The sequence below is a fragment of the Ruoffia sp. FAM 24228 genome (assembly GCF_045528575.1).
GTDB classification, from domain to species: Bacteria; Bacillota; Bacilli; order Lactobacillales; family Aerococcaceae; genus Ruoffia; species Ruoffia halotolerans.
Genome location: NZ_JBGQQZ010000033.1, coordinates 1 through 26,822, shown reverse-complemented (window position 1 = coordinate 26,822; position 26,822 = coordinate 1). Strand labels below are relative to the sequence as shown.

Here is a 26,822-nt window from a genome sequence, read left to right as displayed (position 1 = left end):
TTCATCCGTGGTAAGATGGGTGTAGGTCATTTGTGGTCACTCCTTTGTATTCTTTGGTCGGAATTACAAGTTGAGTGTACCACAAATGGCTGTTTTAGTTGTCTAGCTTAATTTTACAATCGGCGTAATTATAACTGGTAAGATAATTGCTGGAACAAAATTCATTATCTTGAATTGAGTGACTTCGATAATATTCAAGCCTAAGCCGACTAATAATACAGATCCCACACAGATAATCTCCGTGATAACTTCTACCGGTAACCAAGGCTCTAATAAGCTAGCAAAAATGATAATACTTCCTTGAATCAATAGAACAGGAATTGATGCTAAGGCAACACCTATTCCTAGGGATGATGCAAGTAGAATCGATGTAATACCATCTAAGATACTTTTCGTATAAAGGGTCGTATTGTCTCCAATAAGACCGCTTTCTAAAGATCCAACAATAGCCATTGATCCGATACAGAAAATCATTGCGGCACTAACCATGCCATGAGAAAGGTCACCGTATTTGGCACTACCTTTACCCACTTTCTTCTCAAATTTATTAATCCCAGATAGAACGCGATGGTCGATATCAACCCATTCGCCAATCAGTGTTCCAATTACAATACTTAAAATCATAACAATGGTATTGTTCCCTTGGATTGCACCGGCAATTCCGATAGATAGAACACACAAGCCAACAGCTTGCATTAAACTTTTTTGCACTCGCACCGGGATACTTGAGCGAATTTGCAGTCCAATTAAGGAACACACAATGATGACTACTGCATTAACAATTGCTCCCATACTCCAACTCCTATTCGATTAATTTAATTCATCACTCGCTTCATCAGTTGAGCTGTCTTCTTCTTCAACTTCTTCTGACTCACTCTCATCAAGTGACTCATTATCCGATTCATATTCACTTTTACTTACAACATCTAAGTCTTCATAGATGTAATTAACCAAGTTAGGTGTCCAAGTGAAATCAAAGTAATAAATTAAATCATTGCTAACTTCAATTGTTTCTTCTCCAGTGTCCTCTTCTAAATCTTCTTCATCTTCACTTTTCACTGGCGTGTTAATCGCGATATAGAAGGGCTCCCCTTGCCAAACTTCTTGATATCTCAGTTTATCTAAGGCAAAAGTCTTAATTGTTGTGTAACTATCTCCTGGTTTGATGACTGTACCGTTGTAATCATTAATTAAGACGTAATCACTATTCAAGCTATCTTCACCAATTTGTAAAGTGGCAACCCCATCTACTGGAAGGAGTTCATGGTCGCTATTATTAGTAATTTCATATTCAATGGACACAATAATCTGACCATAATTAAAGTTTTGAAAATTTTCTTCATAAACATTTTTTGGTTCAAAATTACTGATTTCGGCTCTTAATAACTCAACTGAAACATCATCATCTTCACTCGTTTCATTCAATTGATCTTGAGCTAGGATCGTCTTTTGACCCCACCATTCTGATGATAAACGGTCTGGAATCATTTGATTATTCTCAGATAATTGCTCTTGAGTCTCCTCGTCTAAAGGTAAGTAAAGAACTCGTTCATCTCCTAGTAAACTTGCGCCCACTCCTGAGATGGCATCGGGTTCCGATTGAGGGGGTACAACAGTTAGGTAAACATTTCCCAAATCTGATGCTTCTTCCCACTCATCCTGACCAAGGCCATAGATAAGATAACCGTTAACGGTCATTCTTGGTCCTATTTCGCCGTTATTTTGTTCGAGTATTTTCGTTAAATCTCCACTTTGAGCTGGATATAAAGCAGATGATGGGTGCATTTGCATATCTGCTGATTGATAACTCATTCGTAATCCTTCAATCGGATAATAAATAGTTTCATCTGTCAAGTTTGTTATAGCAACTTCCATTAAGACGACTGAACCTGGATTGTCTTCATAGTTAAATTCGCTACTTACAAATTCATCCGCACTTTCGACTTCAAAAACCTCCATATTCTCGACACTTAATTGAAAATTATTCTGTGTTTGAGAGAAAGTTTCATTTACTTTAAAGTAAGATTCATCTGCTAGTGTTAACACATCACTGTTTCTAAATTCAGCAATCACTTGACTAAATTCTGGTACAAAGCGAGCATCAACGGGTGTTTCATTCTCAGTATTATCCGCATTTGAAGACGTGCCACCTGATTCTACTTGACTCACTTCTTGGCTAGAAACAACCTCTTCAATGTTTTTTTCAATCTTGCCACAACCGACAAGAAACAGAGTTGCAATAAATATGAGCCCTATTTTTTTATAAAATTTTATTTTGTTAATGTGTTTATTCATATACTTCAACCTTTTACTTTTATTCTTTTTCCTTTACAGGACTTACGATGACTTCGGGTGCTAATGTTTCCACTTCGTATTCTTCTTCGAATAATCCTGAAGATTCTCGGAATGTATTATACAGCTCCGTCACAATTACTTTAATGACCGCGTAGCCTGGAACCCCTATGATAACTCCTGATAAGCCGAATAAGCGTCCGGCACCGAGTAATACTAATAGGATTGTTACTGGATGTATTTTTAAATTGTTTCCTAATATTTGTGGTGATACAAATCGTCCTTCAAGCAATTGCTCGATGGCCACCACAATTAATACTTTGATAAACATGAACGGCGAGATTAATAGTCCGATAATTAATGCCGGTACAACCGCCATTATAGAACCCAAATACGGAATAATATTAAATATACCCGCAATCACAGAAAGTGATATTGCATAATCTAAACCGATGATTGAATAACCAATCGCAAAGATTATTCCTACTACGATCGCCACTAATATTTGTCCTCGAATATACTGGGAGATTTGGTGATTCGATTTCAATAAAATTCGCCCTACTTTTGGTCGGTATTTATCAGGCACATGATATAAGATATATTGCGGAATTTTATAGCCTTCCAGCAATAAATAATATAGTAACACTGGCATTGTTATTAATCCTGTTACTACTTGTGCCACCGTTCCAATTACACTTCCTAGACCGCCAAAGGTAGATGTAATAATCGTATTCAACTGATCTGTGATACTATTCCAATCAATATTGGCAAAATATTCAGTAATCTTCGGGTCAATTAAACCACTTTCAAGATCGATAGGTAAAGACTCGATTGTTTCCATTAATGATGCTTGATAATTGGGTATATTCGCAACGAATGTCGTCGCTTGTTCTCTTAGCAATGGTATTAAAGTAGAAATACCCCAACTAATTAATGCAATAATAATGATAAAAATAATCCAAATCGAAATATTTCTTGATACACCTCTTTGAATTAATCGCGCAACAAATGGCGAAAATAAATAATATAAAATCCCCGCTGCTACAATTGGAAAGGCAACTAAATTTACAAAAGTGACGATTGGTTTAAATAAGTAAGCGACACGTGTAAATATTAAAAGAATTAATAAAATTAACAGTGTATTGAATAAGAATATTACAAATTGGTTGTTCAGAAATTGACTCACAAACCAACTTTCTTTACGCTTTTCGTTCCGTTTATTATCTGTCATAAAATTCACTCCAATGACTTAAGATAATGATATTTTAACACACTACTAATAAAAAATCTCAAGAATCTAATTCATTCATGATTTTACTCATCTATGCTATACTCTATGTATTAATATACTGGGAGGATATCAAATGACTCAAACATTTATTTTAGGTGGCTATACAAAACGCGACAACAAAGGAATTCATCAAGTTGAATTCGATGTTAAGGAAGGTGCTTTTTCAGAAACAAATTTAATTAGCGAATTAAACGGGCCAACTTTTGTGGCTTTATCTAAAGCTAAGGATTTACTTTTTGCCATTCATAAAGAAAATGACCAAGGTGGAATCGTAGCTTTCAAAAAGAACGAACAAGGTACTTGGGACAAGGTAGCTAGTGGTTTTGGTGATAACGGTAGTGGTTGTCATGTAAGTTACCGCGAAAGTAGTCAAACTATTTATGTATCTAACTACCATGCAGGAGTGATTGATGTATTCAAATTAGACGGCGAAGAACTAGATGTGATTCAAACCGTTGAACATTCTGGTTCAAGTGTTCATGAAAACCAAGATTCTTCTCACGTTCACTTTGCTGGTTTTAATGATTCACAAAACTTACTATTTGTTTGTGATTTAGGTACAGATTTTGTTACAACTTACGATATTGCAGATGATGGTACTTTATCTCCTTCTAGCGAGATTAAATTGACACCTGGAACGGGGCCACGTCATTTAGTATTACATCCAACAGAACCTTACGCATATATTATTGGTGAGTTAGCAAACACAACTACGGTTGTGTCATTAGACGCCGCAGGTAAGATGGCTGCCGTTGATACGCAACTGAATATTCCTGAAGAACACGTTGAAAAATCAGCCGGCGCTGCAATCCGTATTACGAATGACGGCCGCTTCCTATATGTTTCAACTCGTTTCCATAATGTATTAACAGTCTATGAAATTTCTAAAGATGGTGGAGCACTAACGAAGATTCAAGAAATCGATACGAATGGTGAAATACCTCGTGATTTCAATCTTGATGAAACAGAAAAATTCGTTCTGGTTGCTCACCAAGATACAGATCATATTTCTGTCTTTGACCGTAACGCTGAGACAGGTCAATTAACATTTATCCAAAATGATACACAAGCACCTGAGTGTGTGTGCATCGCCTCAGCTTAATTAACAATATATTGCAATCAAAGCCAAACGATTTCAGTTTGGCTTTTTTATTCTTATTTTCCCTTGAAGAAAACGCTTAAATTCGATTTTATCATGGATACTATACTTTTTTAGTGAATTTACGTTATAATAGATTGAATAAATTTCTAGAGAGGATAGGAAACATGGATCAAATGATTGATATTATTGAACTTATAAAAATTTTTGTCCTAAGTGTGGTACAAGGGATTACAGAGTGGCTACCGATAAGTAGTACGGGACATATGATTATCTTAGAAGATTTAATTCCTTTGAATTTATCTTCAGAATTCGTTGAGGTCTTTTTAGTACTTGTACAATTAGGCTCTATTTTCGCAGTAATTTTACTTTACTTTAATAAATTAAACCCTTTTTCACCAAAGAAAACTTCAGTGGAACGTAAGGATACTTGGATTCTTTGGTTTAAAGTGGCTTTCGCAAGTATACCAGTTGCAATCTTCGGCTTTGCTTTAAAAGATTATATGGATGAATACTTTTATAATCCTATTGTTGTTGCTATTGCACTGATTGTGTACGGGATTATCTTTATTTGGATTGAACGCACAGGCGAATCAAAACATGCAGCTACAGTAACTGATTTTAATTCTTTATCTTTTGCAACAGCCTTTAAAATTGGAATCTTCCAAGCATTGTCTATCATCCCTGGTACATCTCGTTCAGGTTCTACAATAATTGGTGGGTTATTAGTTGGAACATCTCGCCACATTGCAACAGAGTTCTCATTCTTCTTAAGTATTCCAGCGATGTTCGGTGCAAGTTTAGTTAAACTTCTAGACTTAGGTTTTTCATTTACGACAGTTGAATGGATTTATTTATTATTCGGAATGTTCATTGCGTTTATTGTTTCCGTATTTGCAATTAAATTCTTACTGAACTACTTGAAACGTAATGACTTTACTGGCTTTGGTAAATACCGTATCGTCTTAGGTGCGATCATTATACTTTACTCACTGTTCCAGTTTTAATATTTAATTTATAGACCCAGTTGATTGTTTTAATGGCAATCAACTGGGTCTTTTTTTGTAAAACTTGACCTTAAGGGGCGTCGTGAGGAGGCGCGATGGTTCTGAAATCCGAATGCGGGCCGTCGTGATGGAGCTCGATGGACCGCAAGCTAAAATTCGGAGTGTCGTGCCAGCACACAATGGACCGCAAACTAAAACGCGGAGTGTCGTGCCGGTTCACAATGCCCCATCCCATCCAAATCCCAAATCAAAATAACCGAAAACCATATCTAAGCACTCGACTCAGTTATGATTTTCGGTTATTTAACTTAATCTAATTATCCCATAGCATTTTCTTTAGTGATTTCTGTAATGCCACCCATGTAAGGAACAAGTACTTCAGGAATCTTCACAGATCCATCTGCTTGTTGGTAGTTTTCTAGAATTGCTACGACTGTACGTCCTACTGCTAATCCTGAACCGTTTAAAGTATGAACATGTTCTACTTTTTCGTATTCATTACGGTAGCGGATTTTTGCACGGCGAGCTTGGAAAGCTTCTGTGTTTGAACATGAACTAATTTCACGGTAAGTATCTTGAGCTGGAATCCATGCTTCAATATCATAAGTTTTAGCAGCAGAGAATCCCATATCACCTGTTGATAATATAATTGTGCGGTATGGAATTTTTAATGCTTCTAAGATACCTTCAGCATCTTTAGTCATACTTTCTAATTCTGCATAAGATTCATCCGGACGAGCAAGTTTAACTAACTCAACTTTGTGGAATTGGTGCATACGGATTAATCCACGCGTATCACGACCAGCGCTTCCTGCTTCTGATCTAAATGATGGTGAAAATGCTGTAAAGTGTACAGGTAATTGATCTAATGCAAGAATTTCATCAGCATAGTAGTTCGTTAATGGAACTTCAGCCGTTGGAATTAAAGTTAAATTACGGTCCCCTTCTAACTCAAATACATCTTCTTTAAATTTAGGGAATTGCCCTGTTCCGAACATTGCTTTTTCATTTACCATGTAAGGTGTGATCATTTCGCGGTAGCCATTTTTCCCGTGAGTATCTAACATAAAGTTATAAACAGCACGCTCTAAACGAGCTCCTAGGCCTACATAGTATACGAAACGCGCACCGGCAACTTTTGCTCCACGTTCAAAATCTAAGATACCTAAGTTTTCAGCAATATCCCAGTGATTTAATGCTTTAAAATCAAATTCTGAAATTTCTCCCCAACGGCGGATTTCAACATTATCGTCTTCATCTTCACCAACTGGCACATCTTCATTTGGGATGTTAGGTAATGTGAATTCAATATTATTTAAGTCAGTTTGAATCGCGACTAACTTGTCATCCATCGCTTTAATTTCTTTACCGATTTCTTGCATTGCTTTGATTTGCTCATCCGCATTTTCTTTGTTGCGTTTTAGCTGAGCAATTTTTTCAGTTGTTTCGTTACGTGTTTGCTTCGCTTCCTCAGTTTGAGCAATTAATTCTCTTCTTTGCGCGTCTAAGTCGCGGTAATTTTCTAATAACTCACGCTCCACACCTCGGGTGGCAAGTTTTTCTGCGACAAATTCAAAGTCATCTCTTAACATTTTACGATCTAACATATTGTTTCCTCCTGTGATTTTAAATATTCATTAAATTAAACATAGCCATAAAAAAGAACCTTCCGTCCCTGAATAATTCATGGGACGAAAGGTTCTCATTCGCGGTGCCACCCAAGTTCAAATAAACCCAATAATAGTGAGTTTACTTGCTCTTAAATTCAATAACGGTGAGGCCGGCACTACTTAATCGCGCTTTCGTAGGCTGAATAAAACGTGGATTCTTTGATTAAACTGAGTGATTCTCACCAACCATCACTTCTCTTAACAATTATCTCAAATACTATTCGTTTCTCATTTAATCATATTATAAATTATCCCGCCATAAAGTCAAGCAATCCTACCAATTCAAGTCTTTCGCTTTGTCAGTATCGTCATAATGATGAATTGCCTCTAGCTCTTGCCATTGTTGTTGGCGTAAAGCTTCAAATATAACGATATTAGCAGTGTTTGATAAGTTAAGTGACCGTACATGTTCGTCATTCATTGGAATTCGCAAACTGTTATTTTTATGCGCTTCCATCAATTCAATCGGAAGGCCCGTTGTTTCTTTTCCAAATAGGAAGAATTGCTCATTACTTTCATTTTGAGCCAAGTCTGCCTCAGAATAAATTTGAGGTGCAAATTTAGTAATTAAATACAGTTTACGTTCACCAACGTATGAAAGAAATGCCTCTAAATTATCATGCTCGACAATATCAACATTATGCCAATAATCTAAGCCAGCACGTTTCAACATTTTATCATCGGTTGAAAATCCTAGAGGATGAATTAAATGGAGCGTTGAATTAGTTGCCGCGCAAGTTCTAGAGATGTTCCCTGTATTAGCAGGCATCAATGGTTCAAATAAAGCAATATGATTTTTCAATGGAATCCTCCCTTTCTTCACGTAATTTGGTGAATGTTTAGATAGAAAAAGACACGTATTGAACGTGTCTTTTAATAAAATTATTTGAAGATTACTCTTCTTCTGCTTCTTCTGCTTCTTCTTCAGTTGCACCAATTACTTCTGGTTCAGCTGCTTCTTCATCTGGATCTACGTCTTCTGCTTCTTCAGTAGGAATTGAGATTGAAACGATTGTTTCATCATTTTCCATCATAATTTCTACACCTTCTGGGAGAGCGATATCCGCTACAGTTAAAGTATCACCGATTTCTAAGCCTTTTACATCCACTTCAAAGTATTGAGGGATTGTATCTGGTTTAGTTTCAACAGTAATTTCGTTTTCAACGATTTCAACGATACCTTCTTCAATTGTTTCATCATTAACAACGTATAATGGAATTTCTACCGTTAATGTTTGGTCAGCAGAGATAGCTTCCAAGTCAATTGAGTACATTTCGTCTTTTAACGCTGCACGTTCATAGTCTTTTAACCATACTTTTTGAGTGCCACCGTTAAAATCTAAATTGAATACCGCGTTAGTACCTTCTTCTTTTAATAAAGCTTCGAAATCACGACGATCTACTAAAAGCGAAGTTGCTTCTACTGTTTTACCGTATAAAGATACAGGCACTTTTCCTTCAGCACGAGCTTTGCGTGAAGCACTTGAGCCAGTTGTTTCTCTAAGTTCTGCTTTTAAGTTCATAATAAAATCTCCTTATCTATAAATAATTTAATGCATTTCAAATAGTAATTTTCGCACATACGTTATAGTATCAAATTTCCCTCTAAAAAGCTAGATAAAACCATATTTTTTTTATACAATAAGTAAAGATTCATTGCTTTGCAATAGAGAGGTAGGTCCCATGAGAAAAATATTAAGCTACTTTAAACCCTTTGATTATGTATTTATTATCGTGTCAATCATCATTTCTTTTATTCCAAATGTCATTACGAATGCTCATCTCAATGATTCAGAAGATGCCGTTGCGATAGTGAAAATCCACGGTGAAGTTGTAGATGAGTTCCAATTATCAGAAGGATTAGAAGTCGAAAAGACATATTATCCAAACGATAACCAGTACAATATTATCGAAATCAATAATAACCAAGCTCGTATTAAAGAAGATAATAGTCCTGATCAAGTTGGCGTTAGAACAGGTTGGATTGAAAGACCAGGGCAAACTGCGATTTGTCTCCCCCACGGGCTCGTGTTAGAGATTACCGGCAAAATGGCTGATGATGAATTGATACTACCCTTGTAAATAACTAATCATAAAATGGAGGTTTTATAATGTCAGCAGCCAAATTTAAACCCACAGGTGAAGATGTCGTCGAATTTATTGAGTCGATTGATTCAAAACAAAAACAAATTGATTCATTTTTTTTATTAGATTTATTTAAAGAAGTGACTGGTTTTGAACCTCAAATGTGGTATCCAAATATTATCGGTTTTGGAACTTACCATTATGTCTACAATTCTGGTCGTGAAGGTGATACATCTTATTTAGCCTTTTCCCCTAGAAAAGCCAAATTTAGTTTGTACCTTGCTACCGAATTTAAAGACAAAGATAAATTATTAGCGCAACTTGGAAAACACACCACTGGTAAAATGTGTATTTACGTAAATAAATTAGCTGATATTGATTTAGATGTCTTAAAAACAATGTTAGAAAACTCAATGGAACACACTTTAAGTAAATATCCTAAATAAAAAAGCAGCCTCGATTTTCAATAAAATCGAGGCTGTCTTTATACTAACAATAAAACAAATAGAGCAATGACATACATACTTAAAAACAATATAAAACTCTGAATAGCTTCTTTAAAGGCAATTGGCTGTGGAATTCTTTCCGTATATCTCATCACACCTTGATAATGCACATAGCCAACGGCTAAAGTAACAATCGTCCACCAAGGGAATATACCGGTAATAATATAAGTCAACCACACAATCCATGGTAAGAAGCTAAGCAACTGATACAAGCGAATCGCGTTCGGTCTACCAATATAGTAAACTAACGTCCGTCGTTCGTTTTGAATATCTGTATCCAAATCTCGGGTGTTATTGGCAAGCATAATATTCGCTATTAAAAGTATTTGTGGCAAGCTGAACCAAAATATCTTAAGAATATCAAACCAACCGATATTCAATACTAAATTAGTCCAAGTCCATTCACTTGAAAGCAGTACTTCATAGCGGGTCATGAATACCGCCAGAAAAGTGATACCGAATCCCATCGTTAAACTTGAGAAAATCTCCCCGTATGGTGTACGTGAAATTGGTAACGGTCCAAATGTGTAAATTATTCCAATAAAATATAACAAAGCTCCGATCAATAAGAGCATTGGATCTGTTAACCAAACGAGATATAAACTAAGTATCAGCGAAATAGCTAAAAGGATAAATACAATGATGACCATTGTCCGGTAATTTAATTTGTATTTACCAATCACATTCTGCTCTTCCTTATAGTTATTATCTAAGGCTTTGTGATAATCCAATGTATTATTAATCGCTGTTACCGTCATATCAAAACAAGTCGCAGCTAGGAAAAATATAACTGAATTCAACCAATTAAATTCTTTGAAATAGTAACCTGTCCATAAAAAACCAACCATCATTGGAAAAAAACTTGCTATTTTTGTTCGAATTTCGACAAATTCTAAAAACATTTTTAAATTTATTTTATTCATCAGCGATGTAATACTCCTCATTCGTTAAATTAAAACTATCTTGAATACCAGCAGAAAGATGTACTCCACCTTCCTTATCGACATAAGCCACTTCAAACCCATCTTTTGAATTTATAAACTCGATACCTTCTTCAATCTCCATTAAGAATAAGGCTGTCGAATAAGAGTCACCATCAAAAGAGGTTGGTGCAAAGACAGTTACACCTGAAATCTCATTATCTAAAGGATAGCCTGTTCTAGGATCCATAATGTGATGGTATTTTGTGCCGTCCACTTCTAAATATCTTTCGTAGATACCACTTGTAACAATGGCTGCATTTATGACACGTTGAGTCCCAACTATTTCACCACGCACTTCATCAGGGTCTTGAACCCCAACATTCCAACCATCTTCATTGGATGGTGATGTCCCCATAACAACGACATTCCCTCCAAGGTTAATGATGGCTGTTGTAATATTGTTTTCCTCAAAGATCTCAACAATGCCACTACCAATATATCCCTTAGAAATACCACCTAACTCCAGTGACATGCCTTCTTCTTCAAGCATGACCGTCATATTCTCTTCATCAATGCTAATCTTTTCATAATCGATTAGATTAACTGCTTCAGTTATTTCAGAATCTTCTGGAACACGCGCATCATCACTTCCGATTTGCCATAAATCTGTGAGAACTCCAATTGAGATATCAAAGAGCCCATCACTCTCTTGGGCAATTTGAATTGAACGTTTAATGATTTCCATTGTTTCAGGTTGTACTTCAACCGGCTCAATCCCAGCATTCTCATTGATTCTATATACGTCAGATCCTTCAACGTTTGTGGAAAGGAGTGTTTCCATCTCCGCCATATAATCAATCGCTTCTTGCATCACATCTTCGACGCCTTCATGATAGACTTGCATTTGAACAACCGTATGTAACATCGTCTCCGTTATGGTTGTAGGTTCTTTAACAATCGGGAGCCCATTTTCATTTACTTCTGTCGTAGTTGTCGGACTTGCCCCTGATATAACCACTTCTGGCTCATCATCACTTGCACAACCAAATAAGATGATTGCTGTAACAAATAAGGCCACTTTTTTCATTGCATTTTTCATTAAATATGCTCCTAGCTATTCTAATTCGTAATACTTATTATACTATTCTTATAGCTTCTATAAAAGTGAAAAAGTGAGCTAATTGTATAAATTAGCTCACTTATGACATATTTTCTATTTAATTATTTTGGCTTATTCTTCAGATGATTCTTCTTCAGATGATTCTTCTTCAGATGATTCTTCTTCAGTTGATTCTTCAGACTCTACTTGAGATGATTCTTCCGAAGTTTCTTCTGATGTTGACTCTTCGCTTGATTCTTCAGATGACTCTTCAGATTCTTCACTAGACTCTTCAGATTCTTCACTAGACTCTTCTGCATCAGCTGTTAAACTTGCTAATTTAGCATCATTTGTAGCTTGAGTTGCTAAAGCGATGAATGTTGTAGAAAGTTCTTCTTGACCTTCTACCGGCTCAACACCTTCAACATTTCCAGCTTCTACTAAAGCAGCTGCTAATTCATCAGCAACGTCTTGATCTTCAGCTTCAAATATTGCGTCAGTAATTTCGCCACCCTCAACAGTAATTGTTAAGTCTTCAGCTGTATATTCACCGTCTGCTAATTCTAGTTCATCAACATTAACTTCTTCAGTGTTGCCTTGTGCAGCTAACTCTAATAATACTTGCGAAGTGAATTGGAATGAAGTTGATGTTGAAGTTGCACCTGAAACAACATCTACGTCTGCTGATTGTGATTCAACTAATGCATCATTTAATTCTTGAGTTGCATCTGCCGATGATACGCCAGCTACTTCTTCCATTTGAGTATTGTACTCTTCATCTTCTGATTTTAAGTCTCCGTCTTCATTTTCGTAATCAAAGTTTGAATCAGTAATTTCTCCATCTGCAACAGTGATCGTATGAGTTACAGCCCAACCACGTTCGTCTGGGTTACCTACAACTGAGTATTCACCGTCTGTTAATGCACCAGCTTCTGCTGATTCGTCAGTTCCTACTACTGCAGCATCGTCAGCTGATTCTTCTGAATCTGCTGATGATTCTTCGTCAGTTGACCCTTCCGATTCTTCTGATGTTTCTTCTTCAGCTGACTCTTCTGATTCTTCTGATGTTTCTTCTTCAGTTGACTCTTCCGATTCTTCTGATGTTTCTTCTTCAGTTGACTCTTCCGATTCTTCTGATGTTTCTTCTTCAGTTGACTCTTCCGATTCTTCTGATGTTTCTTCTTCAGTTGACTCTTCTGATTCTTCTGACTCTTCAGTTGTTTCTTCCGATTCTACTTCTTCTTCGACAACAGTTGATACTTCAGATTCTACGCTTTCTGGTGCTTCTTCTTCAGCGCCACAGGCAGCTAATATAAACATTGATCCTAATAATAGAGTACCCTTTAATAAATTCTTTTTCATTAATGTCATCTCCTTTTTTTGGTAAGTGTTTACCTTCGTGATACAAAGGCAAAATTACTTAAACTTAGTTTATAATAGAATCATTTATTTGTCTAGTAATGACTCTGGTGTTAGTACTGTCGATTAGATATTAGTAAGATTATTTTCTTGATTTGTGCTTTATACTCAGAATCACTTATTCTATCTAGATAAAATAAGGCTTTTTCAATATATCGTTCAATGAGTACTTCGGTGTCGTGAAAAGCGCCGGTTTCTTTCATCATTAATGACAACTTATCTAATGATGCTTCGTCCCACTCAACCGTTTCATTTACATAACGTCTTACCGAGTCACTCTTCTCCATCGCAAGTAGTAATGGCGCCGTGTAATTTCCATTTGGAACATCTTGCATACTTGGTTTTCCGGAAGTGCCTGCCGGGACTAAAAAATCAATTAAATCATCTTGTAATTGAAAAGCAATACCTAAATAGGTTCCAAGTAATCTTACATTTTGTGCTTTTCGGATGTCATTATTTGCTAGATAGTAGCCACCTGAAGCTGACAGTCCGAATAACATGGCTGTCTTTCCTCTTATTTGACGAATATAATCAATCATTGTCATCTCTTTATTAAAGGTATTAGCTAGTTGACGCAATTCACCACTCATAATATTTTCTAAAATCCACTTATTGCGGTTTTGGAACTGAACTTCATCAATTAAATCAGATACTAAACGGCCACTGTAGCTAAAGAGATAATCACCTGCATAAACCGCGATTTTATTACTTTGTGCTATGTGCATCGCTTCAATACCACGTCTTAAATCGGCGCTATCAATCACATCATCATGAATCAACGTTGCTAAATGCAGTAACTCAATCGCTGCCGCATATGTAATTATTTTTTTGTTCATACTGCCGTTTTCCATATAGAAAAACATCAAAGATAAACCTGCACGTAGATATTTACCTGGCGCATCAATGTATTCTTGTATCTTAGCTTCTATTTCGGGTATGCGAATAGAAATACCTTTACGCATGGTTTGTTTAGTTTCTTTTAAGGCTTTTTCTATCTCAGGATACTCACGCCAAATCTCATGTATCAATGTTTTTTTCTCCCATCTATAAACATTATAAAAATATAAAAAACCAGGATTTAACGAAGATAGGTCTACTTTCTATCCGTTAAAATCCTAGCTTTCGATTTAAAATAATCTATTCTTTTATCCTATATTATCTGTGTAGATATGCTTAGGTTTCCCCCATATCCAACCATCGAATAGTTTACCTAACCATGGCATTACATAGTAGTCTAATCCAAATGCTCGACCTGCCCCCATCATTAAAGCAATTGCAGCTGGGATGAACCACATGTTAACCCATACAAACATTCCTGATAAGCAGAACATTGCTACTAAGACAACAGTTAAACCACTTACTAGGAATGTGAATAATCCAGCAATTAAAGCTAAACCAATTCCTAATTCTACTAATGACATCATTTTTTGCATGAATAATGCAACATCTTGATTTGGCATCATGAATTCCATAATTGATGCGAACCAACCTGGCATTTCATCAAAGACTAACATTGGCTCTTCACCGTAAACATAGTTTAAACTAAAGATTTGTTCTGCCACTTCAACAACTTCTTCTGTTTCAGTTGCTGACGCTGCACTTGTTACTTCTTCTTGTAACCAAGGGAACGGGAAGACAACTTCATCTTCAAACCAAGATTGACCACCAAACATACCAAATGTTTTCTTCAACCCTTCAACTAACCACATAGCTCCATAGAAGAGACGTAATGGCACTGACCATAAAATATTACCATGAGCAGATAAGTGACCACGGAAAATATTACGTTTGTGTTTGATTGTAAAGAATTCGTGACGAACATACAACCATGCATAGTAGAAACTTCCAATACTTAAGAAGTAAATCACGTTAGCTGCATGTTTAATGAACATGGCGATAAAGCCTTGAACACTGTATTTATCATAGAGATAAGCTACACCATAAGTTGATCCAATAGATACCATGTTACCATCATATTTACCTTCGAATTCTTCTTTTTCAGTACCACTAATTTCTGAAATGATTGATGTTGCTGCAACATCACCTGTTAACTCTGCCGCTTGAACGATTTGAGGTGTAGGCATGTTGTTGTTTGTTGGATCTTCATAATAAACTAAATCTCCAGCTACGAATACATTGTCGTATCCTTTTGCTTGCATGTATTGGTCTGCTACTAAACGACCAGCACGTGCTTGTTCAACACCCCATTCACTAGCATCAGTATTCGCTTTAATACCTGCAGTCCAAATTGAAGTATATGTAGCAATTTTCTTACCTGAAGCAAGTTCAATATGATCTTCCGCGATTTTAGCAATTCCATCACCTAAAGTAATATCAATGCCTTTTTTACGCATATATTTCATAGCGCGCTCTTGTTCTTTTTCTGTAACAGTATTTAAAATCTTTGGAGCAGCTTCTACTAAATGGAATGAGATTTCATCTGGATTTAATTTGTGTTCTTCAGCTAAGATTGGTAACCATTCAACTAATTCACCAATCATCTCAACACCAGTAAAACCTCCACCACATACTAAGAATGATAGCAATGCACGACGTTTAACTGGGTCGTGTTCACGCGCAGCTTTATAAACCATATCAATAATATGTTCACGAACGCGTTCTGCATCTTCCATTGACCATAATGTGAATCCATTCTCTTTCACTCCGTCGATACCAAAATCATTTGGCTCAGCACCAACAGCTAATACTAAATAATCAAATTTATAATTGCTTTGTTCTCCAATAACAACATTGTTATCGTGATCAATTTCAGATACATTATCTGTTACTAATTTTACGTTGTTCAAACGATGGAAAATACGACGTAAATCATATTTAATTGCATCTGGTTCTAAACGTCCACCCGCAATTTCATGTAATTCAGTCATATATGTTAAATATGAATGACGGTCAACTAATGTAATATTGACAGTTTTGTCTTTTTTATATTTCTTACCTAATTTTCTTGCCGCTGCAACACCGGCAAAGCCAGCACCTACAATTACTATTTCTTTTGCCAATTATATTCACTTCCTATCAAATAATTTCGTTCATAGTATACCGCTAGTATTACGTTTTTACAATGTGTTTTTTACTTTAATATTTTTTTCACAAGTAATTTCGTTGTTTATCCCATAGGAACAAAACTACTAGCTCGCCATTTCACATATTATTTTTTTTATTGTATTTATAATATCAAGTGATCGATGCTATCTAAATACGAATTTTATACTAATTCAATGATTAAAAATGGTGTTTATTTTTTCACAAACACTTTTTTTGAATCACATGAATCTCGGCTTGTAGCTGAATTCACATATACAAACAATAAAATGCCGCTGTACATCAATGAGTGATATACAGTGGCGTTTGTAAGTGATTATTTATTATTTTTAACTGATTTTGGTAATATTAGTGTGGCTTCAGGATAAGTAAAACGGGAATCTTTGCGATATAGACCTCTGAAATTTTCAACGATTGCTTTTTGTGCGACATCTTTACCTTGAGTGATTCTTGAAATTATTGTTTGTGTCATTTCATAGCCTCCTGATTATGTATGTTCTTTTACCTTATCTAATTTAACATACTCATCAAATGACTTTCTTTAAAGTTCCCTAAGAAATCGCTAGTCTTTTCATGAGTTTATCTTTAACTAAATGTGAAGTTCTCACGAATAATAAGTAATTGCTCATTCATTCTCAAAAAAAGACAACCGATTTAATAATCAGCTGTCTATTATATGTTATAAATTATTCTGCAGACTCTTCAGTAGTCTCTTCAGTCGTTTCTTCTGCTGATTCTTCTGTTGTTTCCTCAGCTGTTTCTTCTGAAGTTTCTTCCGTAGATTCTTCAGTTGTCTCCTCAGTTGATTCTTCTTCTGTTGCTGCTTCATTGTTTGCATTTGCAAGATCAATTAAGTCTTGAACAGCGTTTTGTAAGTCTTCGTCATGAATTTCATATCCAGTATCTTGGAGTAATTGACCTATCACTCCATAAGCGAATTGGCTATCAGCAAAGCGTGAAGTAACGTATTGTTCTTCAACATCTTCACGAACATCTTCTAATGGTTGTTTTTCACCATTATTGATTGTGCGAATAACGTGGAAACCGTATTGTGATTCTACAGGCGTTTCTGTCATTTTACCGTTCTCTGAGTTTATTACTGCTTCTTCAAATTCTGGAACCATTTGTCCGGCCGGGAATGGTTGTAATAATCCACCGTTTTGTGCAGTTGAATCTAATGACACTTCTTGTGCTACTGCATCAAATTCTTCGCCATTATTAATGCGTTCAATCACATCTAAGGCTTCTTCTTCTGTTTCAACTAAGATATGTTGAGCTTCCATTAAAGGTGAATATTCATTTTCATAGTAGTTTGTAATAGCTTCATCTGACATGTCTATTTGGCTTTCTACAACTTCTTGGAACATATTTCTTACAAAGATTTGGTAAGTATATGTTTCGATATCACTTAAGCCTTGGTATGCTAATAATTGTTGGAAAACTTCTTCCCCACCCGCTTCGTCGATCTGAGCTTGGACTTCTTCTTCCGCTGCAGTTCTTAGTGCTTCAGCATCCGATACATTTTGTTCTAAGACAGTTTCTAGAATGATTGTTCTCAATGTTGTATCACCAGCGATAGCTTTCATTGATTCATATAATTCCTCTTTAGTAATATCCTCGCCACCTACAGTTGCAATGACCTCACCTGCTGATTCTTCTTGTGCCATTACTGAGGCAATACTACCTAGTCCTGAAAGTAATAATGTTGATGTTAAAGCAACTAATGATACTTTTTTTAGCGTTTTTTTCATAAAGTTTTTGGCTCCTAACTATTTTTAAATATGTTACAAATATATCATACTTTATCTATTTGAACTCCATGTTAATATATTAATCTAGGAAAATTCAAACAAATTGATTTAAGTTCATTTAAATTAATTAATTATTAAGATTAATTTCTTCTACTTGTTCTTCAATATCTTCGTTTAAATCCTCGATATGACGTTGAATCCGATTAATTCTTGGCGTGGTTTCTTCTTCGAAATGTTGTAACGATGTTTGAATACCATCTGTCGCAGTTTTAACACTATCCATGCCTTCTTGAGTTAATTTCTGCACTGACATTCTTAAATTGTCTACTTTATAACGAACATCATTCACATCATCCGTTGTCGTATCAATAAAGTGCTTCAAATCTTCACGCGTTTCTTTACCGCTCTTGGGCGCATTCATTAACCCTGCTAGTCCTCCAAAGAAAGCTCCCCAAAATAATCCTGATTTAAATCCAACCATATAAATACACCTCTTTAATTTTCTTTGATTTGTGACGCAATTAATGCTGCTCTTTCATTGAACTCTTCTTGTGTATAGCTGTCTTGATTATTACTAAACTCGATAGCGAATTTATCATCTTCAGTGTAACGTGGTAATAGGTGCCAATGAGTATGGAAAACGGATTGATATGCTAACTCACCATTATTATTTACGATATTCATTCCTTTAACATCAGGAAATGCTTCTTTTATTGCATTTGCAATTTTAGGTAAGCGTTTCGCGACTGCTACCGCAACGTCTTCATCATATTCAAAGATGTTCTCAACGTGTTTTTTTGGTACTACTAAAGTATGCCCTGGAGTTACTTGCGACATATCTAAGAATGCAAATACTTCATTGTCTTCATATACCTTCGCTGAAGGTATATCACCATCTATAATCTTACAGAAAATACAATCTTTCATCTTTATCTTCCTCTCATGTAATTCTTATCTTGTTTATCATACTAGATTTTATCGGAATTACAAAAAAATAACTAGGTAATTGGAGATCAATTTCACAAATAATTCATAAAACCGAATATAATTAGTAAATTCTTCAATCTTTATTCCCCGAAATCTTTACACACATATAGTTTTGATGTGCTATACTTTTATTACACAAGAAGTAAATGGAAAGTAGGTGGCAATTTTGCGCGTCAGTTTTAATTTGAATATGCGTAAGTTTATAACTTTTGTTCTATCAATCATGTTTTTAAGCATTAGTAATGGACAGGTTATTCAAGCCCAAGAAAATAATATAAATGATTCCCAACAAGATGAATTGCCTGACTCTTCTGAGGATCAAGAAATAAATGACAATGTAGATGATGAAAGTATGAGCCAACAGATAAGCATTTCTTTTGAGGAATTTGTTCCTTATGCAAATTTTATAAATTATCAATATCAAGGTGATCAAGTTTACTTTGATGCCCAAGATATTATTATGGAATATTCGCCTGATAGTAACGGAATTTTTCAAGTGACGTCATTTTCTGGCCAAGAAGCTATCGCTTATGTGTATCAAATCCGTGATACAGGCTTTTATGAACTCGCTTCTTTCAATGATTATTATGTTGTAGACGATTTACGTTACTCACCAGAAGCAAGTGATAATGATGAATCGCTCATTTTACCGAGTGATTTAACTATTGGATCAAGCTTTTCAAGTGGATACAACAAAGAAAAAAGACGCAAGGTATCCGAATTAATAAGTTCATATGATGTAGGTGGCCAAACCTTTAATGATGTTCTTCGTATTGAAGAACAGGCGCAAGAAGATAGTGGTTCTGTTACTTATAATTACTACTTTGCCCCAACTGTCGGTATTATTGTAATTGAACGAACTGCTTCAGATGGTACAACGCAACGTGTCTTACAATTAATTTCTGCACAAGGTTCAAGTCAATAAGCAAAATACCTTCTAACGATGAGTACTTTTTCAAGTAGCTTCGTTAGAAGGTATTTTTTATTTATGATTTGATAACCAATTTTTTTGGTCTGTATTTGCGACGTGTTCTTTATGATACATCTGAAGAACTGAGATACGCTCGAGTAAAAAATTCCCAAGGAAGCCGACAACAAAGCCAGCTAAAATCCCAGAAATTGATAAAACCGGAAGATAATTCATCACGGAGAACGATCTTGCAAATAAGGCTGCTACACTTAGTTGTCCAATGTTGTGCATTACCCCTCCGAGAACAGAAATCCCAATAATACTCACCTTATTAGGTCCTAGTTTTTTCGACCATAACATTGCAAAGTAACTTAACAATCCCCCCGATAAACTATAAAAAAACGTTGACATATTACCACCAATTAAAGCAGTGAGTACAGTTCGAATTAACACGACTTGAATACTTTTTGAAAAAGGCAGTGTGAATATAGCAATCACAGATATTAAATTCGCTAAACCTAATTTAGCTCCAGGAGCAAAGGAAAGAGGTGAAGGGATCGCTCCTTCAAGAATACTTATAACTACTGCCTGTGCAGCTAGCATGGCAATGTACACCATAATTTGATAACGACTTCGTCTCATCTCATTCCTCCATTAAACAACTTATCTATATACTTCCAATTATCTCTCATAACTATTCTCACAGTATACACGTATTTATTTATATTGTTAACCGTTCATGCAAAAATAAAACAAAAGATACTTAACAATTGAATAAAATGAATTGTTAAGTATCTTATTAATTTAAACGCCGCCAGAGGGAATCGAACCCCCATCCTAAGAACCGGAATCTTATGTGATATCCATTACACTATGGCGGCTTAACTTCTCTATTATAGCCATCTTTAGGTTATATTTCAAGATACAAAAAAAGAAGCAGCGCCGTCGCACTACTTCTTTCAAAGATATTCCTTATTAAGACTATAAAGCTTTTATGACGGCATCAGTAAAGCCTATAGTAGTCATCTCTCCACCTAAATCTTTAGTAAAGTTATTTGAATCACTTAAGACGGTGTCTAATGCGTTTCTTAGGCGATTTGACGCATCTTTTTGCTCAATATGATCTAGCATCTGGCAAACCCCCAAGAGTATCGCTGTGGGGTTTGCTAGGCCTTTGCCTGCAATATCAGGGGCTGAACCATGTACTGCTTCAGAAATTGAAATATCTTCGCCAATATTTGCTCCAGGTACTAAGCCTAAACCACCTACTAAACCTGCCATTAAATCAGACAGAATATCACCATAGAGGTTCTCAGTAACTATAACATCAAACTGCTTAGGATTAATGACTAATTGCATCGCCATATTATCGACTAAAATTTCTTTGAATTCTATGGATGGGTACTCTTCAGCTACGCCTCGGGCAACATCTAGGAACAATCCATCTGTCAGCTTCATAATATTTGCTTTTGTCACAACTGTCACACTTTGACGATCATTCGCTTTTGCATATTCAAAGGCTTCGCGTACAATTCGTTCTGATGCGGATCGTGTGATGATCTTAATGCTATGAGCTTCATCATCTGAAATTTGCTTTTCGACACCTGCGTATAAATCCTCTGTGTTCTCTCTAAAGAGAATTAAGTCTAAATCTTTGGTTAAAGATGGGATGGTTCCTAAACTTTTTACAGGACGAATATTCGCGTACAAATCGTATTTCTTACGTAAGGCTACGTTAACACTACGGAAACCTTTTCCGATCGGTGTCATAATGGGTCCTTTTAACACGATCTTATTCTTTTCAATACTTTCATAAACATCATCTGGAATTAATGTACCTTGTTTATTAAAGACAGCTTCACCGCTGCAACAACTTCCCATTCAATTCCAATATCTAGCGCATCTACAATATTCCGTGTACTTTCAGTAATTTCGGGACCAATCCCGTCGCCTGGTATTAATGTAATTTTCACATCAATTGCTCCCTTCATTTTCTAAAATTGATTCTACAAAGATATTGGCATTATCCCTGTAACTGCACCAACTATAACAAAAACAATAAATATTCCTAGTGATACGAGAAGGCCTTTTTTCTGCCAGTCGCCCCACTCCACATTTGTCATACCTAATAATACATAAGCAAAAGGTACTAATGGACTGAATAAGTGGAAAGCTTGTCCCATTAAAGATGCAAAAGTTAACTCTAGGCAGTAAAGCCGTAAGCCGTTCCTGCTTCAGCAAGAATAGGCATCATTCCGTAGTAGAATGCATCATTATGTAAGAAGTATGTACCTGGAGCGGATATAATAGCAACAATGATACCAAAGAAGCCACTTAAGCTTTCTGGAATGATTGAATTCAAACTTGATGCAATCCCATCATCCATTCCAGTTGCTTGTAAAACTCCCATAAATACTCCAGCACCAAATACTGTCATAACAACTTGGTTAGCTTCACTTGCATTATTATCAATACGCTCTTTTTGCAGTGTCAACGACCCGTAGTTTACAAGTAACGCAATAACTGTACCAACCATAAAAATGATTGCTGATGGAATGACATTGGCGATTAATAACCCTATGGCAACAAATACAGTAATCGCATTGATCCAAACATTCTTAGGTCGACGGATATCAAGCGTCTCTTGATCTTCGATAACCATTAATTTCTCAAGTTCATTATTCGATAGATTCACGACACCTAAACGTTTCCGTTCACCGCGACCAATCACATAAGCTACGATAAACATGTGAATAATTCCAGCAATCATCATTGGTGTTAAACCACGCATAACATCTGCTTCACTTACATTCATTACTGCAATCGCACGCGCTGTTGGTCCACCCCATGGTAGCAAATTAATAATTGAATGTGATGTCATTGTTAATACGGCTAAATCTAACCTCTTCATATTTAGACGTTTGTATATTGGCACAAAAGCCGTACATACAATAATCATTGTCGTGGTTCCATCACCGTTTAATGATACTGCGGCAGTCAATGCGACTGTTGCAATCATCACTTTCAGTGGATTTCCTTTTGCAAAACGAATCATAGCGTTTGAAAGCGGGTCGAATAGACCAGCATCAATCATAATTGTGAACATATATATTGCAAAGAATAGCATGATACCTGTCTGCGCTGTACCTAGTAGACCATCCATTGCAGCCTGTCCAATATCAATATTCCATAAGCCAAATAATTGACCCATAATCGCCCATACTATTGGTAGGAAAACTAAGCCAACGAAAGGAGATATCTTTTTCATCATAATTAGAATCATAAAAACAATTATTAATAAATAACCCATTAAAGCAACCATTTATACACCTCATTATTTTATGTTAATTTTAGATGAACAAAAAGTTATTTAATCATCTTTTTTTAAATATTCATTAAGTATATATAACCCAATTAATTTTGATAAGTTAACTTTTGAAATTTAGTCATAAATTTGTGGTTGGTAAGCGTTATTTTCGCCGTTTATATATATCAATATTGTTTTATCGACGTGAATATATTTTTATGTTCATTTATCTCGAATACAAAAAAGCGATTCGTAATAGAACGCTCAAACGTTCTAGTTACAAATCGCTCTCCTTAGACTTAATCTAATAGTGCTTCAAATTCAGCTAATCTTTGTTCAAATACATCTAAAGTTTGTTCGATATAATCACGTTTTGTCATATCTAAACCAGCAGTCTTCATCGTATCGATGGCATACTGACTTTTACCTGATTTCAAGAAACCTAAATAGCTATTTAATGCTTCTTTATCACCATCAGCAATACGATCTGCAAAGGCAGTTGCTGCAGCAAATCCAGTCGCATATTGGAATACGTAGTAATTCATATAGAAGTGAGGGATACGACTCCACTCATTCTTAATTTCAGAATCAGAATTCACAGATGGACCATAATATTTCGCATTTAATTTTTGATAGTTTTCTGACAGAAACTCAGCTGTTAATGGTTGACCGTTACCATCTTGATCGTGGATAAAGTGTTCAAATTCTGCGAATTGAGTTTGACGGAAGACTGTTCCTTTTAATCCATCTAAGAAATGATTTAGAACATAGCGTTGAATATCTTTATCATCATAAGTTCTCAATAAATAATTCGTTAGTAAGTTTTCATTTGTTGTAGATGCGATTTCTGCTAGGAAAATTGAGTAGCTACCGTATTCGTACGGTTGATTCGCATGGGTTAAGTAACTGTGGGCACTGTGTCCTAATTCATGGACGAGTGTATATAATGAATTTAGGCTATCTTGCCAGTTCATTAGAATATATGGTTTGCTGTCATATGTTCCTGATGAATATGCTCCACTACGTTTCCCTTTATTCTCATAAACATCAATCCATTGCTCGTCAAACGCATTGCGAATGATTTCTAAGTATTCTTCACCTAATGGTTGAAGCGCATTTAAAGTAATTTCTTTTGCCTCTTCATAAGTAAAGGCAATTGGAGGTTCACCCAGTAATGGTGTATACATGTCATACATTTCTAAATCATCGATATTTAACAATGATTTACGTAAGTCTACATAACGATGTAATAAGTTTAATCGAGATTCAACAGTTTCTAATAATGTATCGTAGACAGATTCAGGAATATTATTAGTGAATAAAGCTGCTGCTCTCGCTGATTCAAACCCTCTAACTTTAGCATTGTAATTATGTGTCTTAATTTCAGTTGTTAAAGTTTGAGCTAAAGTATTCTCAAATTGTTGATACACAGAGTAGAACCCTTCAAAAGTATCTTTTCTGACGCGTCTATCTGTACTTTCTAATAATTTTCCGTATAGACCATGAGTCAATTGAACGTCATTACCTTCGCTATCTTTCACAGTTGGGAATTGGAAGTCAGCGTTATTTAGGTAGCCGAAGATACGTGTTGCTCCACCAAAAACTTCACTCGCACTGGCTAGTAATAATTCTTGTTCTGGTGGTAAAACGTGTTCGCGATTACGTGCAATATCGTCAATAAACTGATCTAATTCTTTCAGTCTATCATTGTTTGCTGTCATTTCTTCTAGTTTCTCAGCAGGAATAGCAAGTAATTCTGGTCTAAAGAATGACGTCACTTGACTATATTTAGAATATAGTTGCTCGGTTTGAGCATTCATCTTTTGGTATGTCGGATTTGTTTGATCTTGATCATTTTTCAGATGAGCATACACACCTAAGTTAGAAACTTCGCGTCCTAACTCTAATAATGTATCGATAGCTTCACTAAGCACTTCTGGGCTTTCCCCTAATCTGCCTTTGTAAGCTGTAATCTTATCAAGATTATTTTTAGCTTTAGCGTACCCACTTTCAAACTCTTCGTCGGATGCAAATAATGGTGTTAAATTCCATTGATATGTTGCATTCATTTGTTCTCTTGTTTTTACATTTGAATCTGTCATCAATATCCTCCTCATTTAAAATCATATAACTAGTGTATCACATGCACTATTTCTAAACCAATTTGAAGAATCATTATTTTGAAATCCATTCCACATTACTCACTTTTTCTAATATCCCTTTTTGAAACAGTAATATAAGTATTGCAAGACATAAAACTGGATAGATATCACTATAAATGAGCGGTGTTCGAGCTACTTTAATTTCAGAACAAGCTCGAAATTTCTCTATAAAGGCGTCAGTGGTAAATTTATAGTTAAGCTGTCTGATGATTGCCAATGACCAAGAAAAGACAAGCCAACTGGGCGATTGAGTTAATAGCACTTCCCACTGTTCTGTAAAGACCCATTCTGGCATATCAGTTAATACAGTACCTTGTTGATATAATAAGTAAATGGTATTTCTATACGCTTCATTATTCATAATGCCATTTAATTGACGATTATAATTTAAACTCGCTTTAGTTCGCTTTCGCACTGAAATTAACTCGCAATTTTCATCTTGTAAGCTATCTAGTTGATGGAACTCACGAATGGTCATTCTATTTTGTTTCAGTCTATAATTATTTTTCTGATAGATGATTGGTAGATGACGTTGAATAACAATTTCTTTCTTCTTTAAGTTAAGAAATTTCAAGTGAAAGCCCCAGTCATCATTATAATTTAACATTGTCTGCTTCCATCTTTGATTCAAGGCGGTGCTACGCGTTGTGTAATCATCCATCAGCCAGTGCACTTGATTCACTAGCTGTTTATAATTTTGATTTCTTACTATAACATCGGCAGCTGGAATGACGGATCTTTGAAATTCATAAATAACAGATTTGCTACTCTCTCTTTTTACTGTGACATAGACATCTGCAAATTGATTAATTTCTGGAAAATACAATTCAGTTTGAAGAACTAGTTTCTGTATACCTTGCAATTCTTCAATAATTATTTCTTTTCCACGTTTGTGTTCATCTGATTCAAGAGGACTCCTTCGACTCTCTACTAATTGGCACTTTGAATAATGACTAAAAAACCCTTTACCTTTATGACTATCTTTATAAAATACCTTTTGGGCACAAGTCGGGCAATAAAATTCCATTAAATTTGGATACTTAAATTTAACTTCACTAGCATAAATTAATTCGCCTTCTTTTGACATAGCAACTAACATGTAATCAATCCCCCTTATTTATAAATACGCCGATTGTAAAATTAAGCTAGACAACTAAAACAGCCATTTGTGGTACACTCAACTTGTAATTCCGACCAAAGAATACAAAGGAGTGACCACAAATGACCTACACCCATCTTACCACGGATGAA

At 35.5% G+C, this 26,822-nt stretch carries 25 protein-coding genes, 1 tRNA gene, 1 pseudogene and 1 other annotated feature; of the genes and pseudogenes, 5 read left to right on the top strand and 22 right to left on the bottom strand.

Annotation, left to right across the window (positions count from 1 at the left end):
• Nucleotides 1–102: 102 nt before the first annotated feature.
• Genes ACEN33_RS07180 through ACEN33_RS07170 form a run of 3 tightly spaced genes read right to left on the bottom strand, consistent with a single transcriptional unit; the run spans nt 103 to nt 3,523 of the window.
• Entirely contained in the window at nt 103–792 is a 690-nt protein-coding gene (locus ACEN33_RS07180) for a DUF554 domain-containing protein (protein WP_407094802.1), read from the bottom strand.
• Between the two features lie 18 nt (nt 793–810).
• Complete coding sequence (locus ACEN33_RS07175) at nt 811–2,295, bottom strand: hypothetical protein (protein ID WP_407089743.1); 1,485 nt, start codon at nt 2,293–2,295, stop codon at nt 811–813.
• A gap of 19 nt (nt 2,296–2,314) precedes the next feature.
• Nucleotides 2,315–3,523 carry an AI-2E family transporter gene (locus ACEN33_RS07170; protein ID WP_407089742.1) on the bottom strand — a complete coding sequence of 403 codons (1,209 nt, stop codon included), beginning with the start codon at nt 3,521–3,523 and terminating at the stop codon, nt 2,315–2,317.
• Nucleotides 3,524–3,656: 133 nt separating this feature from the next.
• On the opposite strand from ACEN33_RS07170, the gene ACEN33_RS07165 reads away from it, so the two are divergent.
• Complete coding sequence (locus tag ACEN33_RS07165; protein WP_407089741.1) at nt 3,657–4,685, top strand: lactonase family protein; 1,029 nt, start codon at nt 3,657–3,659, stop codon at nt 4,683–4,685.
• A gap of 164 nt (nt 4,686–4,849) precedes the next feature.
• The gene (locus tag ACEN33_RS07160) at nt 4,850–5,689 is read left to right on the top strand and encodes an undecaprenyl-diphosphate phosphatase (RefSeq protein WP_407093469.1); all 840 of its coding nucleotides are present in this window, start codon (nt 4,850–4,852) and stop codon (nt 5,687–5,689) included.
• 317 nt (nt 5,690–6,006) lie between these two features.
• On the opposite strand, the gene serS is transcribed toward ACEN33_RS07160, so the two are convergent.
• The 3 genes from serS to ACEN33_RS07145 all read right to left on the bottom strand — a co-directional run bounded on the left by serS (nt 6,007) and on the right by ACEN33_RS07145 (nt 8,882).
• Nucleotides 6,007–7,296, bottom strand: a complete 1,290-nt coding sequence (gene serS, locus ACEN33_RS07155; RefSeq protein WP_407093468.1) for a serine--tRNA ligase — start codon at nt 7,294–7,296, stop codon at nt 6,007–6,009.
• 77 nt (nt 7,297–7,373) lie between these two features.
• Nucleotides 7,374–7,599 (bottom strand) — a binding site (T-box leader).
• A gap of 34 nt (nt 7,600–7,633) precedes the next feature.
• The gene (locus tag ACEN33_RS07150) at nt 7,634–8,161 is read right to left on the bottom strand and encodes a tRNA (cytidine(34)-2'-O)-methyltransferase (RefSeq protein ID WP_407089738.1); all 528 of its coding nucleotides are present in this window, start codon (nt 8,159–8,161) and stop codon (nt 7,634–7,636) included.
• Between the two features lie 91 nt (nt 8,162–8,252).
• Complete coding sequence (locus ACEN33_RS07145) at nt 8,253–8,882, bottom strand: 50S ribosomal protein L25 (RefSeq protein WP_407089737.1); 630 nt, start codon at nt 8,880–8,882, stop codon at nt 8,253–8,255.
• A gap of 160 nt (nt 8,883–9,042) precedes the next feature.
• On the opposite strand from ACEN33_RS07145, the gene ACEN33_RS07140 reads away from it, so the two are divergent.
• Both ACEN33_RS07140 and ACEN33_RS07135 read left to right on the top strand, forming a co-directional pair.
• A complete protein-coding gene (locus ACEN33_RS07140; RefSeq protein ID WP_407089736.1) occupies nt 9,043–9,441 on the top strand; it encodes a NusG domain II-containing protein in 399 nt (132 codons plus the stop codon).
• 29 nt (nt 9,442–9,470) lie between these two features.
• Complete coding sequence (locus tag ACEN33_RS07135; protein ID WP_407089735.1) at nt 9,471–9,890, top strand: DUF1801 domain-containing protein; 420 nt, start codon at nt 9,471–9,473, stop codon at nt 9,888–9,890.
• 38 nt (nt 9,891–9,928) lie between these two features.
• On the opposite strand, the gene ACEN33_RS07130 is transcribed toward ACEN33_RS07135, so the two are convergent.
• The 9 genes from ACEN33_RS07130 to ACEN33_RS07090 form a co-directional block, all read right to left on the bottom strand.
• Entirely contained in the window at nt 9,929–10,873 is a 945-nt protein-coding gene (locus ACEN33_RS07130; RefSeq protein WP_407089734.1) for a UbiA family prenyltransferase, read from the bottom strand.
• The gene (locus ACEN33_RS07125; protein WP_407089733.1) at nt 10,866–11,972 is read right to left on the bottom strand and encodes an FAD:protein FMN transferase; all 1,107 of its coding nucleotides are present in this window, start codon (nt 11,970–11,972) and stop codon (nt 10,866–10,868) included. The genes ACEN33_RS07130 and ACEN33_RS07125 overlap by 8 nt, the downstream gene beginning before the upstream one ends.
• A 132-nt stretch (nt 11,973–12,104) precedes the next feature.
• Nucleotides 12,105–13,334, bottom strand: a complete 1,230-nt coding sequence (locus tag ACEN33_RS07120) for an FMN-binding protein (RefSeq protein ID WP_407094801.1) — start codon at nt 13,332–13,334, stop codon at nt 12,105–12,107.
• 110 nt (nt 13,335–13,444) lie between these two features.
• Entirely contained in the window at nt 13,445–14,419 is a 975-nt protein-coding gene (locus ACEN33_RS07115; RefSeq protein WP_407089731.1) for a polyprenyl synthetase family protein, read from the bottom strand.
• A gap of 117 nt (nt 14,420–14,536) precedes the next feature.
• Nucleotides 14,537–16,411: an FAD-dependent oxidoreductase gene (locus ACEN33_RS07110; protein ID WP_407089730.1), complete on the bottom strand. Its 1,875-nt coding sequence runs from the start codon at nt 16,409–16,411 to the stop codon at nt 14,537–14,539.
• A gap of 359 nt (nt 16,412–16,770) precedes the next feature.
• Nucleotides 16,771–16,926 (bottom strand): hypothetical protein, encoded by a 156-nt coding sequence (locus tag ACEN33_RS07105; RefSeq protein ID WP_218931869.1) that lies wholly within the window; start codon nt 16,924–16,926, stop codon nt 16,771–16,773.
• A gap of 214 nt (nt 16,927–17,140) precedes the next feature.
• A complete protein-coding gene (locus ACEN33_RS07100) occupies nt 17,141–18,205 on the bottom strand; it encodes a peptidylprolyl isomerase (RefSeq protein WP_407089729.1) in 1,065 nt (354 codons plus the stop codon).
• Nucleotides 18,206–18,332: 127 nt separating this feature from the next.
• Entirely contained in the window at nt 18,333–18,686 is a 354-nt protein-coding gene (locus tag ACEN33_RS07095; RefSeq protein ID WP_138405069.1) for a YtxH domain-containing protein, read from the bottom strand.
• 14 nt (nt 18,687–18,700) lie between these two features.
• Nucleotides 18,701–19,132, bottom strand: a complete 432-nt coding sequence (locus tag ACEN33_RS07090) for an HIT family protein (RefSeq protein ID WP_407094800.1) — start codon at nt 19,130–19,132, stop codon at nt 18,701–18,703.
• 226 nt (nt 19,133–19,358) lie between these two features.
• On the opposite strand from ACEN33_RS07090, the gene ACEN33_RS07085 reads away from it, so the two are divergent.
• On the top strand, nt 19,359–20,117 hold the full coding sequence (locus tag ACEN33_RS07085) for a hypothetical protein (RefSeq protein WP_407094799.1): 759 nt from the start codon (nt 19,359–19,361) through the stop codon (nt 20,115–20,117).
• A 57-nt stretch (nt 20,118–20,174) separates the two neighbouring features.
• Here ACEN33_RS07085 and ACEN33_RS07080 read toward each other — a convergent pair whose 3' ends face one another.
• From ACEN33_RS07080 to ACEN33_RS07050, 7 genes and pseudogenes are all read right to left on the bottom strand, one after another.
• The gene (locus ACEN33_RS07080) at nt 20,175–20,744 is read right to left on the bottom strand and encodes a Gx transporter family protein (protein ID WP_138405072.1); all 570 of its coding nucleotides are present in this window, start codon (nt 20,742–20,744) and stop codon (nt 20,175–20,177) included.
• A gap of 167 nt (nt 20,745–20,911) precedes the next feature.
• A tRNA-Arg gene (locus tag ACEN33_RS07075) sits at nt 20,912–20,983 on the bottom strand.
• A 100-nt stretch (nt 20,984–21,083) separates the two neighbouring features.
• On the bottom strand, nt 21,084–21,983 hold the full coding sequence (locus ACEN33_RS07070; RefSeq protein WP_235888846.1) for an isocitrate/isopropylmalate dehydrogenase family protein: 900 nt from the start codon (nt 21,981–21,983) through the stop codon (nt 21,084–21,086).
• Nucleotides 21,932–22,075 carry an isocitrate/isopropylmalate family dehydrogenase gene (locus ACEN33_RS07065; protein WP_235888845.1) on the bottom strand — a complete coding sequence of 48 codons (144 nt, stop codon included), beginning with the start codon at nt 22,073–22,075 and terminating at the stop codon, nt 21,932–21,934. The genes ACEN33_RS07070 and ACEN33_RS07065 overlap by 52 nt, the downstream gene beginning before the upstream one ends.
• A gap of 33 nt (nt 22,076–22,108) precedes the next feature.
• A pseudogene (locus tag ACEN33_RS07060) lies at nt 22,109–23,424 on the bottom strand (CitMHS family transporter).
• Between the two features lie 284 nt (nt 23,425–23,708).
• Nucleotides 23,709–25,511 (bottom strand): oligoendopeptidase F, encoded by a 1,803-nt coding sequence (pepF, locus tag ACEN33_RS07055; RefSeq protein ID WP_138405563.1) that lies wholly within the window; start codon nt 25,509–25,511, stop codon nt 23,709–23,711.
• Between the two features lie 73 nt (nt 25,512–25,584).
• Nucleotides 25,585–26,670 carry a competence protein CoiA gene (locus tag ACEN33_RS07050; protein WP_138405562.1) on the bottom strand — a complete coding sequence of 362 codons (1,086 nt, stop codon included), beginning with the start codon at nt 26,668–26,670 and terminating at the stop codon, nt 25,585–25,587.
• Nucleotides 26,671–26,822 lie beyond the last annotated feature (152 nt).

Excerpts from the sequence above, each read along its gene's own strand:
- ACEN33_RS07180 (WP_407094802.1), bottom strand. The coding sequence starts at position 792 with ATGGGAGCAATTGTTAATGCAGTAGTCATCATTGTGTGTTCCTTAATT.
- ACEN33_RS07175 (WP_407089743.1), bottom strand. The coding sequence starts at position 2,295 with ATGAATAAACACATTAACAAAATAAAATTTTATAAAAAAATAGGGCTC.
- ACEN33_RS07170 (WP_407089742.1), bottom strand. The coding sequence starts at position 3,523 with ATGACAGATAATAAACGGAACGAAAAGCGTAAAGAAAGTTGGTTTGTG.
- ACEN33_RS07165 (WP_407089741.1), top strand. The coding sequence starts at position 3,657 with ATGACTCAAACATTTATTTTAGGTGGCTATACAAAACGCGACAACAAA.
- ACEN33_RS07160 (WP_407093469.1), top strand. The coding sequence starts at position 4,850 with ATGGATCAAATGATTGATATTATTGAACTTATAAAAATTTTTGTCCTA.
- serS (WP_407093468.1), bottom strand. The coding sequence starts at position 7,296 with ATGTTAGATCGTAAAATGTTAAGAGATGACTTTGAATTTGTCGCAGAA.
- ACEN33_RS07145 (WP_407089737.1), bottom strand. The coding sequence starts at position 8,882 with ATGAACTTAAAAGCAGAACTTAGAGAAACAACTGGCTCAAGTGCTTCA.
- ACEN33_RS07140 (WP_407089736.1), top strand. The coding sequence starts at position 9,043 with ATGAGAAAAATATTAAGCTACTTTAAACCCTTTGATTATGTATTTATT.
- ACEN33_RS07135 (WP_407089735.1), top strand. The coding sequence starts at position 9,471 with ATGTCAGCAGCCAAATTTAAACCCACAGGTGAAGATGTCGTCGAATTT.
- ACEN33_RS07130 (WP_407089734.1), bottom strand. The coding sequence starts at position 10,873 with ATGAATAAAATAAATTTAAAAATGTTTTTAGAATTTGTCGAAATTCGA.
- ACEN33_RS07125 (WP_407089733.1), bottom strand. The coding sequence starts at position 11,972 with ATGAAAAATGCAATGAAAAAAGTGGCCTTATTTGTTACAGCAATCATC.
- ACEN33_RS07120 (WP_407094801.1), bottom strand. The coding sequence starts at position 13,334 with ATGAAAAAGAATTTATTAAAGGGTACTCTATTATTAGGATCAATGTTT.
- ACEN33_RS07105 (WP_218931869.1), bottom strand. The coding sequence starts at position 16,926 with ATGACACAAACAATAATTTCAAGAATCACTCAAGGTAAAGATGTCGCA.
- ACEN33_RS07100 (WP_407089729.1), bottom strand. The coding sequence starts at position 18,205 with ATGAAAAAAACGCTAAAAAAAGTATCATTAGTTGCTTTAACATCAACA.
- ACEN33_RS07095 (WP_138405069.1), bottom strand. The coding sequence starts at position 18,686 with ATGGTTGGATTTAAATCAGGATTATTTTGGGGAGCTTTCTTTGGAGGA.
- ACEN33_RS07090 (WP_407094800.1), bottom strand. The coding sequence starts at position 19,132 with ATGAAAGATTGTATTTTCTGTAAGATTATAGATGGTGATATACCTTCA.
- ACEN33_RS07080 (WP_138405072.1), bottom strand. The coding sequence starts at position 20,744 with ATGAGACGAAGTCGTTATCAAATTATGGTGTACATTGCCATGCTAGCT.
- ACEN33_RS07070 (WP_235888846.1), bottom strand. The coding sequence starts at position 21,983 with ATGGGAAGTTGTTGCAGCGGTGAAGCTGTCTTTAATAAACAAGGTACA.
- pepF (WP_138405563.1), bottom strand. The coding sequence starts at position 25,511 with ATGACAGATTCAAATGTAAAAACAAGAGAACAAATGAATGCAACATAT.
- ACEN33_RS07050 (WP_138405562.1), bottom strand. The coding sequence starts at position 26,670 with ATGTTAGTTGCTATGTCAAAAGAAGGCGAATTAATTTATGCTAGTGAA.